Origin of the sequence: uncultured Gimesia sp., from assembly GCF_937919775.1 — a bacterium.
In the GTDB taxonomy this organism is placed as follows: Bacteria; Planctomycetota; Planctomycetia; order Planctomycetales; family Planctomycetaceae; genus Gimesia.
This window is the reverse complement of record NZ_CALFPF010000167.1, coordinates 1-10,163: the sequence shown is the minus strand read 5'-3', so window position 1 is coordinate 10,163 and position 10,163 is coordinate 1. Positions and strand designations below refer to the sequence as shown.

General features: G+C 52.8%; 10 protein-coding genes. 4 read left to right on the top strand and 6 right to left on the bottom strand.

Translation table 11 applies throughout. The annotated features are described in order from the left end of the window. On the top strand, positions 1–961 hold a 961-nt coding region (locus Q0294_RS04540; RefSeq protein ID WP_299461372.1), incomplete at its 5' end, for a sulfatase. Positions 962–1,014: 53 nt separating this feature from the next. On the opposite strand, the gene Q0294_RS04535 is transcribed toward Q0294_RS04540, so the two are convergent. From Q0294_RS04535 to Q0294_RS04515, 5 genes are all read right to left on the bottom strand, one after another. Next, positions 1,015–1,425 (bottom strand): ester cyclase, encoded by a 411-nt coding sequence (locus Q0294_RS04535; RefSeq protein WP_299461370.1) that lies wholly within the window; start codon positions 1,423–1,425, stop codon positions 1,015–1,017. A gap of 329 nt (positions 1,426–1,754) precedes the next feature. Then, positions 1,755–3,776 carry a M56 family metallopeptidase gene (locus Q0294_RS04530; protein WP_299461368.1) on the bottom strand — a complete coding sequence of 674 codons (2,022 nt, stop codon included), beginning with the start codon at positions 3,774–3,776 and terminating at the stop codon, positions 1,755–1,757. A 3-nt stretch (positions 3,777–3,779) separates the two neighbouring features. Beyond that, the gene (locus Q0294_RS04525; RefSeq protein WP_299461366.1) at positions 3,780–4,163 is read right to left on the bottom strand and encodes a BlaI/MecI/CopY family transcriptional regulator; all 384 of its coding nucleotides are present in this window, start codon (positions 4,161–4,163) and stop codon (positions 3,780–3,782) included. Positions 4,164–4,337: 174 nt separating this feature from the next. Continuing rightward, positions 4,338–5,147: a hypothetical protein gene (locus Q0294_RS04520; RefSeq protein ID WP_299461364.1), complete on the bottom strand. Its 810-nt coding sequence runs from the start codon at positions 5,145–5,147 to the stop codon at positions 4,338–4,340. A gap of 80 nt (positions 5,148–5,227) precedes the next feature. Then, positions 5,228–7,273 (bottom strand): GDSL-type esterase/lipase family protein, encoded by a 2,046-nt coding sequence (locus Q0294_RS04515; protein WP_299461362.1) that lies wholly within the window; start codon positions 7,271–7,273, stop codon positions 5,228–5,230. 222 nt (positions 7,274–7,495) lie between these two features. Between Q0294_RS04515 and Q0294_RS04510 the strand changes: the two genes are divergently transcribed. From Q0294_RS04510 to Q0294_RS04500, 3 genes are all read left to right on the top strand, one after another. Beyond that, the gene (locus Q0294_RS04510) at positions 7,496–7,918 is read left to right on the top strand and encodes a DUF4184 family protein (RefSeq protein WP_366917904.1); all 423 of its coding nucleotides are present in this window, start codon (positions 7,496–7,498) and stop codon (positions 7,916–7,918) included. A gap of 179 nt (positions 7,919–8,097) precedes the next feature. Next, positions 8,098–8,622 carry an RNA polymerase sigma factor gene (locus Q0294_RS04505; protein WP_299461360.1) on the top strand — a complete coding sequence of 175 codons (525 nt, stop codon included), beginning with the start codon at positions 8,098–8,100 and terminating at the stop codon, positions 8,620–8,622. Further along, positions 8,612–9,760 carry a hypothetical protein gene (locus tag Q0294_RS04500; RefSeq protein WP_299461358.1) on the top strand — a complete coding sequence of 383 codons (1,149 nt, stop codon included), beginning with the start codon at positions 8,612–8,614 and terminating at the stop codon, positions 9,758–9,760. Before Q0294_RS04505 ends, Q0294_RS04500 begins: the two co-directional genes overlap by 11 nt. A 146-nt stretch (positions 9,761–9,906) precedes the next feature. On the opposite strand, the gene Q0294_RS04495 is transcribed toward Q0294_RS04500, so the two are convergent. Beyond that, the coding region (locus Q0294_RS04495) for a hypothetical protein (RefSeq protein WP_299461356.1) at positions 9,907–10,163 on the bottom strand (257 nt) is incomplete at its 5' end.

Sequence of the window (10,163 nt, the reverse complement as noted above, 5' to 3'; positions counted from 1 at the left end):
GGAAAATCAGGAACTGCACGCGAAACGACAACAACTGGGCAATAAGAAAAAAGGCCCGGCGTGGGAAGCGGCCGACGTTCCCGATAACGCGTACATGGATGGCGTACTGACTGAGAAGGCCATTGAAACACTGCAAAAATTAAATAAACAGGAGCAGCCCTTCTTTCTGGCAGTCGGATTCTTCAAACCACATCTTCCGTTTATTGCCCCGCAGAAATACTGGGACCTGTACGACCACGACAAAATTCAGTTGCCCGAGAATTACAAGGTTCCTCAGGACGCACCCGAGGAATCGATTCACAATTTCGGCGAATTACGGGCCTATGCCGGGATTCCCCCCAAAGGGCCGGTCACTGAGGAAACCGCCCGCAATCTGATTCACGGCTACTACGCCTGCGTCAGTTACACCGACGCCCAGATTGGCAAGCTCCTGGCAGAACTCGACCGCTTGAAGCTGAGCGATAATACGATCGTCGTTCTCTGGGGCGATCATGGCTGGAACCTCGGCGATCACACCCTCTGGTGCAAACACAGCTGTTACGAAAGCTCCCTGCAGATCCCGCTCATCGTACGGGGACCGGGCATCAAAGGAGGCCAGCGTCGCACGCCTCTCATTGAATCGATTGACGTCTATCCCTCACTTTGTGATTTAACCGGCATTCCCCAGCCGGCACATCTGAAGGGCCAGAGTTTCGTCGGTTTAATGCGCGATCCCGATATCAAGTGGAAACAGGCCGCCGTCAGCCGCTACAAAAACGGCGACACGATCCGCACCGACCAGTTCCGCTACAGCGAATACACGCTTCCCAAAGGCAAGCTGACCTCACGCATGTTGTACGATCATACAACGGACCCGAAAGAAAACGTCAACGTTTCGCAAACACAGACCGACGCTGTCCGTGATTTGTCCGAGCAGTTAAATCAGCTGAAAGGACGCAACCGGAAACCGGGTAAAAAGTGATTGCCTTAAGATCGTTTTAAATCCAGACACCTGAACCTTCCGCTCAACCCTGGTTATCCATTAAGTGGTATTCCCAGCTGCCGGGCTTGTGATGCTGCATCTCTGGCACCCCAGCGGCGTTTGATCTTTCCGTCTTCAATTTCGAACCATTCCATGGCGACTAATTCGTAGGATTTACCGGTCGGTTGATTTCCGAATGCCGGTGCACGAAATGTTCCCGTCTCGAGATATCTTGCTGCGACGCTGTTGCCTTCCGCCACCAGCTCCTGAATCTGGAGCTGCATGCCATAGCCTTCGATCAACTGACGCCAAATGGGTTCAATTTTCTCGAAGAGCCCTTTTCCAAAGACTCCCTGAATCTCGGCTTCCTCAGACAGCAGAGTCTTGAGTTCCTGCAAATTACCGCGATTAAACGCATCCACATAGCGGCGAACGACCTGTTTTGCTTCTTCCTCGATTGACATAACGACTCCTGCGTTAGCTTGCAGTCTGACTTGATATGAAACAGAAAGCATTACCTTATCGGAGAACTGGATTTAATTCCAGCCTGCTCAGGATGCCTCGATCCTGGTGGGCTTGATCGGGAATAATTTTCAATTGTTGAAACCATTCCTGCAACAGGGTTTGCCACGCGCCCCGCATCGGGGCTTATTACTCCGCAGCACGGGCACGCATCATGGTGACCAAGGTGCATCCCACGGATGCCAGACAACTGGTGGTTCCTGAACCTGCCGTGAACGAGTAATAGGGTGAATCATTTTACTGGACACCCTTAAGTACGATCAATTCCAATTCACTTCTGCACCTCAAGCTTGGCAGGGGAACCGAAATGCGGCTGCTTGTCCTGTTTTGCGAGAGGAACAATTTGAATCGCGTTGAACATGGAGTAATCGCTGCCAGCGCGGTGGCTGATGAGGGTCAGTTCTTCGCCGGCTTTGATTGTGAAGTCGAAGCTGACATACTGCAGACCTTCGCGGAAGGCTTGCGTCCGGAAATCCCAGGTGCCGTCGTTGGCGGTCGCTTTTCTGCCAAGGGTTCGCTGGTCGACTTTCAGTTCGATCTCCGCGTTTTGTTCCGGCGCATCTCCATGCGCGAAGACATAGATTTTGTACTTGCCGGCCGGAAGGTCGAGCACTTTGGTTTCCAGATCAACGCAGCGACAATTGTGATAGATATAGCCGTGGAAGATCCCGGTTTGACCGGTAATCCCCCACTCGCCGTCGTGACGTGTGATTCGCAGCCGTGCGGTACTGGGGCTGGCGTCGCTATAACGCGTATAGTCAACCGCCGTCGTGCCAATGTCGACCGAATTCCAGACGTCGTTGGGGCGTCCCACAATTCCGTCATAGTTTCCGATTCCCGGATCATGCGCAAACACGATATTCAACGACCGCGTCGCAGGCCGGTTTGGATCGGGAACCGGGACCGCGCGTTTTCTTCCATTCAAAAGTTCTTGACTCTGCGCCTTCTGCTTTGAACGGTTTTCCTTCTTGGACCTCTCTTGAGTCGGTAGCGTCTTGGGAACTGAATTGGCATCTTTCTTCTGAGGCGGTTTGGCGATTGACTCCTGGACGTTGGATTTCGGTTTTGATTCTGGCTTTGATTTCGGCTTGGATTCTTGTTCCGCAGTCTGGATTGGACTCACCTGTTGCGCGTGGGCTGTCCCGGTGAACGCAAACTGGCAGACTCCCAGCAAACCCGTCAGTCCGATAAACGCTACCGCCAGCGAAACCATGGTCCGCAGGCGGACCGGGCGTCGGTCCTGTGTTTCATGGAGAATCGCTTTCAGTCGCCGGGCAAAACCGTTCCGGGCGGCCATGGAGACTGCCGTAGATTCCAGCGTCCTGTTTGACTGAAAACGCGATACCACCTGCATCAGTTGTGCTACGTAGTCTGACGCACGTGTCCCGTTCCGCAACACGATATCATCACAGGCGAGTTCCCGTTCGAGTAACACGCACCGGGCCGCAAACCAGACCAGGGGATTGAACCAGTACAGCGCGCACGTTATCTGCACCAGCAGTTGCGACAGGCAATCCCGGCGGGAAACATGCGCCAGTTCATGCAGGAATGCACAACGGACCTCATGCTCCGGCCAGATTTCCGCTTCGCGCGGGAGCAGAATCGAGGGGTGCATGATTCCCCAGGTCATCGGCATGGCCCGTTGGTCGGTGATGAGCAGACTCACGGTCTGTGGGTGACCCAGTTCAGCGCGATATGCCTGCAGTAAATCGAATAATCGACCCTCTGTTACCACTTCACATTCCCGGGAAACCGACCGTAGTCGCATTCGCATGATCAACAGTCGCATGCACATCACTGCGGCTCCCATCAGCCAGAACACATTCAATAGCATGACTGCATTCGGCAGGAAAGCGGTAGCATCTTCCGAGCCGCTGAGTTCGGCGTGGTTTACGGACGAAAACGCGGAAACAGATTGTGTTTGCGGCTCACTTGCGGAAAAACTCGTCAGGGTCATTTGCTGATTGGTTGATATCGGTAAGACGGCAGGCGTCGATTGCAGGCTGTGACGGGAAGCCGCGTTGACCGCATTCGATTGCGTGAAAAGTGCTGCTGTGTGATTCAGGGCGACGGTTTCAATCGTCCATTTCGGCACACACACGTTGATGAGGGGTAAAGTCAATGTGGCAAGGATCGCCACGATCCAGACGTAATGGCGGAGTGATGCACTGGTATGTCGTAACAGTCGCGCCATGAAAAACGCAACTAGCAAAATGGCGGTCGACTTGATCACAATGTCCAGCAGGAAATACGGCTGCCCGACGAACGGAATGCTATCTGATACTGTTTCCATTGCTTAGTTTCCCTTAGCTCGTGCTGCTTTGATGAGTTTAACCATGTCACGCAATTCGTCGTCAGTCAGCGTTTCGTCTTCACTGGCCAGTTGCGCCGCCAGTGCCTGCTTGAAGGAACCTTCAAAAAAAGTCTGAATCACATGCTTCAAGGCTTTGGCACCTTCCGGGCGTCGCGCCGAAGTGGGGGAGTAGACAAACTCACGCCCCGCTTTGTGCCGCCGCACCACAGATTTTTCCATCAGAATGCGGAGCATGGTCCGAATCGCAGTCGGAGTGGGTGCATTCGGCAGATCGTTTTGGATATCGAGCACGGTGGCTTCGCCCCGCGCATAAATCGAATCCATAATCTGACGTTCCCGTCTGCTGAGATTGGCGTGTTGAGACATGTTTTAAGTTTCCTGATGATCAAGTTAATTGATACGCTAATAATTTAGCGTTTCGGGAAGGGGTGTGTCAATATGAAAAGCCAAAAAATTAGCGAATAGGAAAAAGCGGGATTTAAGTCCAGGCGGAAGCGAAGGGAAATTCATTTCGCGGAAGCAGGTGATTCTCCAGGAGTTTCACTCGGCGGTCGGGGAAGTTGTGTTATCTGATGACTGTTTGTGAGGCACTGCCCCGAGTTTTCCGATCCAGCCTGCGCTTTCCGGTAACTTCTGCTCTTCCAGGTGAGAGGGATTCACGCCCCACAGACCGGCGATTTCCATGACATGTTCTTCATCGGGATAACACAGATCTTCTCGTTCCCAATGGGCATCAGAATCGGCGTCTGGTGAATCGGGATCGAAGTATTCATACCCCAGTTGAATTTCTGCATCAGTCTTTTCTCCCCGGTCTGCGAGGATCTCACCTCGTTCGCCCAGATAAGCGAATGCGCGGGTTTCCGTGCCGTTAAGAAATCGCGACCAGGCGTGATATCCAACCACACGTTGCGTCCCGAAATACTGCACTTCGCCAAACTTTTGCGAAAGGCCGGCCAGGAGGGGGGTGAACCGTTGCGGTTCAGCATCGTTCCCTAATTCCGGCAGATGATAAGAAGCGACAAGCACCCAGCCGTGAACGGGAGGGGAAATGAAAGTGTGGCCGTGGTAGGCGGCAGTGATCCCCGTCTGCCAGTTTGCAGGCTGGAGGTGATCGATCACCAGTGTTTCCACGACAGCGTGTGCATCAGACGATTTGATCGCCAGCCACGACATTTTATAACCAAAGCCGACGGGAGTATCGGGAGTGGAGTCAATCGTTTCAAACAGTATATCAAGTGGTGTCGGCGAGAGATATTCGTCGGCAGTATGGGGGAGTAAATCGTCGCGATTCAAGGACATGATCACGGTCACGAAGATGATGAATACGACGATGAGGATTAAGTAAATCATGCTAGTTCAACCTGTGGTGCATTCAGGGGAGCTGTCTCTGTTCCAGTCTGATACAAGCCGAAAGTGATCATCCTTTCTTTTCAATCCTGTGCAGGTATGAATTTCAGTTTCGCCAGCCATGCCAGCGACTGCGTTTGCCAGGCGTCCCACATCGGGCCTTTGTAGCCGTTCAGGCCGTGGCCGCCGGAGGGGAGTTCCAGATATTGCGAGGGGATCTTTTTCGCCTGCAATGCCTCATAAAGCGCCTTGCTGTTTTCGGGGGGCACTGGTTTATCGTCGAGCGCGTGTGCCAGAAAGATCGGCGGCGTCTGCGCGGTGACCTGTTTTTCATTGGAGAATAACTCGATCAGTTCCGGCGTCGGTTCTGCTCCCAGGAGATTCTTTTTCGACCCGCCGTGCGTTTTTTCTCCCATCGTGACCACGGGGTAAACCAGGATCGCAAAGTCGGGGCGACTGCTCTGGCGTTGAACGGGATCGTCGGCTTTGGGATTGCCGGCACCAAAATGCGTCGCCGCGGTGGATGCCAGATGGCCGCCTGCGGAAAAACCCATGATGCCGACTTTGGTGGGATCGATGTCCCACTGCTTCGCATTCGCACGCACAGTGCGGATTGCCTGTTGCGCGTCCAGCAGCGGCACGAACGATCGACCGGCGGGCATCCGGTATTCCAGTACGACCCCGGTAATCCCGTATTGATTGAGCCACCTGGCAATGCCGTGCCCTTCGCCGCCGGTCACCAGTCGCTGATAACCTCCGCCCGGACAGATGACAATCGCGGCGCCGTTGCCTTTCGCCGGACGATGCACGGTGATCTTCGTATCTGCCTTCTCGAATTGATTCTCACCAATCGGCGCTTTACCGTTCCAGAGCGAGACCACCTGCGGTGCAGGACTGGTGTTTACTGTGGAGACCGCAACCGTTGGCGGTACGAGCAGCGTCGATAACACCTGCGCGTAAACGCGATGTCCGAAATCGTTTGGATGGTTGACGCCGTTGCCGGTCAGATCCCAGTCCTGTTTCTGTTTGAGAAACTCGGTCCAGATCGATGTCATGTCGGCGAGCGCGACCCCCGGCTGACAGAGTTCCGCCAGCGCATCGCGGTATTGAGGAAACAACTCGTGTTTGAGTCGGATCCAGTCCCGGTTGCCCAGCATCGGTGCCACGAGGATGAATTCGGTTTGAGGCTGCTTTTCACGAATCTTTTCCATGAGGGCTTTCGTGTTGGCCTGATAATCTTTTGCGGAGCGGCCGGAAGAATCGTTCATGCCAAACGCGATGATCACCAGATCCGGTTGGGAATCCAGCACTGTGTCGACTTGCGTCAGCGCCCAGCGCGTGTCTTTGCCGCCGACCGAGGGGTTGGTCAGTTCGACTCTGTTCTGATAGTGGCTTTGCAGATGTTCTTTCAATAAATCGTGAAACGCGGGTTGGAACGGCGCCGCACCAGCCCAGCCCGAGGCGTTACAGCCCGTGGAAATACTGTCTCCCAGCAGCACGATCGAAACGGTATCGTGTTTCCGCAGTTTCTGAATCGTGCGCGGCAGGGCTTTCTCATCAAAGGTCGGCACGATGGCTTGCCAGTCGACGGGCTTATGCTGGTAGGTGATGCCGGTCTGCATGTTGTGATATTCCAGTTGTCCGCCGAAGAAGATTTCCCCGTTACCATCGCGGTGTGTCAATTTGTGCCGTTGTGAATCAGCGGGGCGACGCAGGTCGGCCGGCGTGTGTGAAATGATGCGTGAATCTTTCGGAAGTGTGATCTCACGGGTTCCCGGCTTCCAGACATAATCGCGGCCTGCCTCGTATGTGATGTCACCTGCGGAATTACTGACTTTGAGCACTTTCTCGACGGGAAACAGGACGGATGCTTTCGCTTCCCCTGTCTCTGGATCTTTGATAAACAGCACCGATTCCCCTTCGATGGTGTCTCCCTGCCAGAACGGTTTCAGAAGTTCCGGTGTGTACTTCCCTTGAGACGGTGAAGGGTCGGCGGCGAATGCTGCTGCGGCTCCTGACAGCACAAGCATCCCGGCACTCAGGAGATAACTCAGATAACAGGGGGTTGTCCTGATGATCGATGTGAACCGAAACCGATGCCGCTTGCTGATTTGAATATGACCGTTCACAAGAATCTCCATTTGCGCTTTTATAAAAAGTGAACTCAGTTAGAATACATGTGTTATTATTGTAACTGCTTCCATTTCGTTTGTCTGCTGATTTCGGATTTGACCCGACCAATATCATAATATTGTCATGGAGGACAACTCATTCCGCTTCCGCCATTTCATTTCTGTCCGGGGCTGCTTGCCAAAGCCTTTGGTTCTAGCTATTTCTGGCTCACTTCGTACGTGGCTGCGAATGTACTGATTGATCTGGAAGTGTTGTACTATCTCAGCAGAAATGAGCCGCCCTATCATCGATACCTGCATACCTATGTGGGAGGCATTGCAATGGGTGTCGTTGCGGGACTGTTGATGTTCGGCGTCGTGCAGATGGTTCGTCGCGTATTGCCCGCCAGTTCGAGCTGGGGAGAACGCCTGGCAAAAACGCCGCGGCGGCGGTTACTCTGGCAGTCACTGGTGGCCGGTCTGATAGGCGGCGTGTCGCATATTCTACTCGACAGTCTGATGCACGAGGAAATGAATCCGTTCTGGCCGCTGGCTGAGGGAAACACATTGGTGGGTTTGATCAGCGTACCTGCATTGCACATCGCCCTGGCCGCGATTGGTTTCTTCGGGTTGATCTTCTGGCTGCTGCTGCGTGAATCGTAAAAACCGGGTAATTCACGAATGAAATAATATGCGTCGTTGTTAAAGAAAAACGGTCCCAATCAGATCCAAGCAGACTGAGGACAACGGCCGGATTTTCTCGACAGGACGTTTTTTTTGACTTTTTGTTTGTAAGAAACCGCACGCTCAAGTTACTAATACTTCCGGAAAGAAATTTTACATTGCTGGACGAAAATCAAAAAACACTGTTCATGAACTGGTTTGGCGAGCACGGCTCGTCAGTCATGAAGGTGGCACGCGCTTACACGCGCACCAGCGAGGATACCCAGGACCTGGCACAGGAAATTCTGCTCCAGGCATGGCAGTCTTTGCCGAATTTCGAGCAGAAGTCGAGCGTCGCAACGTGGTTTTATCGTGTGGCATTACAGACCGCAATGAACTGGCAAAGAAAGGACAAACCTCGTCGGGCAAGTCAAAAACCGTTGCTGGAGGTGCAAGCCGTAGCAACGGAGGGGGGAGACGGTGCCGCGCAGATTCAGCAGCGAGATACTGTTGAACAACTCTACCGTGCCATTCACCAGTTACCAAAAGCCGATGCGGCACTGGTACTGCTGTATCTGGACGAACTGAGTTATCGGGAGATGGCCGACGTACTCGGCATCTCAGAAAATAATGTAGGCGTGAAGTTGAACCGGGCCAAAAAAGCGCTGAATGAACTGATGAAAGGGGAAACAGATGGCTCCTGACAAATTTCAGCAAGCCTGGCAGGCACAATCATCTCAGACGCGTGTCATCATCGATGCCGACTTACTGCGCGAGGAAGTGCAGCGCGACCAGCAAAATTTTCGATCTATGATTTTCTATCGCGATTTTCGTGAAGTCGCAATCGCACTCCTGCTGATTCCCATCTGGTTCATTATGGGGGCCGTGACAAAGTCCCCCTGGACATGGTATTTGACAGTCCCGGTTCTCGTCTGGATGGCCGGGTTTATGCTCGTGTATCGCTTGCGTCACAAGCAGAAGCCTACTGAGCCAGGTGAACCGCTGCTGCTTTGCGTGCAGCGTTCATTGACCGAGGTGGAAGATCAAATCTGGTTGCTGCGCAATATTTTCTGGTGGTATCTACTGCCGCCCAGCATTTCCATCCTGGCATTTTTTGCCCATACTTCCTGGTTGTTACGGTCAGGAGGCTGGTTTTTTGCTCTCATTTCCTTCGTCTTTTCCGTCGGCTTTGTGGTCGTACTCTATTCGTTCATTTATTTCCTGAATCAGCGCGCCGTACTTTTGCTGCTTGAACCGCGACGCCAGGAGTTGTTGACGCTGCTCAACAGTCTCCGAGATGAGACGACCGGCAAAGGCGCAGACGATCATGTCGCCTTGCCGGGATTGCCCTTTGCAAAAGAGAGTCTCTACACATCATGTGCTTCTCAGACCAGAGTCGCCATTGGCTTGTTTGTATTTGTGCTCATCATCCTGATTGTGGTATTCATAGTCAATTCGGCGATCAACACAGACCCCGATCCTCAGACAGGTCAATTCTATCTGAAGAGATCCCCTTTCGCCGCAGTGCGCTGGCAGGAATCTCAACCGGAAGTCAAACTGGGTGAGGAGTGGTTCAAGCTCGTATCGCTGGAGGGACTGCCTGCCTCCGAGATTGTGGCGTTCAGCAAACAGACCTATCGAGACAAGTGGCGGAAACGAGTTGAAGAAGATCTCGTCGAACTACTCACCCGCATGGGGCATCCGCCAGAAAAAACGGTCACTCTGAAGATCCAATCACTGACGTCGGCGGAGACGCAGGTCCGGAAAGAGGTCCCCATGACAGAAGAGAATCGATCAGCGATTTATGAAGCGGCCCGAAAACGGGAGACTTCGGAACCCTGACGCGAGTGCGTATCGCCATCTCCATCGATAACACGGAGCAGTGCATGCTTAATGAACTGCCAGCTGAAAATTCGAGAGCCAGGAATCATTCTGGAACAAGTTTCAACAGTCGCAGATTGCGAATGACACATTACTGTTAAAAGCTTTCAGTTACTTTCTTCAGGTTTACTGCTCTCAATTCTCCTCGTTTTACTTTGATCTGAGGAGTGTTGTTCATCGTAATATTTAAGTAAGAGTCGTTCGGAACGGAAGCCGGTTAAGTATAAGATTAGAGCGAAAAATACATAGTTGATGTAAAATCCGATCAAAAAACCAAGTAGAACTCCAATCTTGATCCAGAAGAACACAAATGATTCTTCATCCGGTTCAACCATTTTCGGGATTCCGTCTAAAGTAGCAGGAA

Coding starts and splice junctions, on each gene's coding strand:
- Q0294_RS04520 (WP_299461364.1), bottom strand. CDS start 5,147: ATGATTTACTTAATCCTCATCGTCGTATTCATCATCTTCGTGACCGTG.
- Q0294_RS04525 (WP_299461366.1), bottom strand. CDS start 4,163: ATGTCTCAACACGCCAATCTCAGCAGACGGGAACGTCAGATTATGGAT.
- Q0294_RS04530 (WP_299461368.1), bottom strand. CDS start 3,776: ATGGAAACAGTATCAGATAGCATTCCGTTCGTCGGGCAGCCGTATTTC.
- Q0294_RS04535 (WP_299461370.1), bottom strand. CDS start 1,425: ATGTCAATCGAGGAAGAAGCAAAACAGGTCGTTCGCCGCTATGTGGAT.
- Q0294_RS04500 (WP_299461358.1), top strand. CDS start 8,612: ATGGCTCCTGACAAATTTCAGCAAGCCTGGCAGGCACAATCATCTCAG.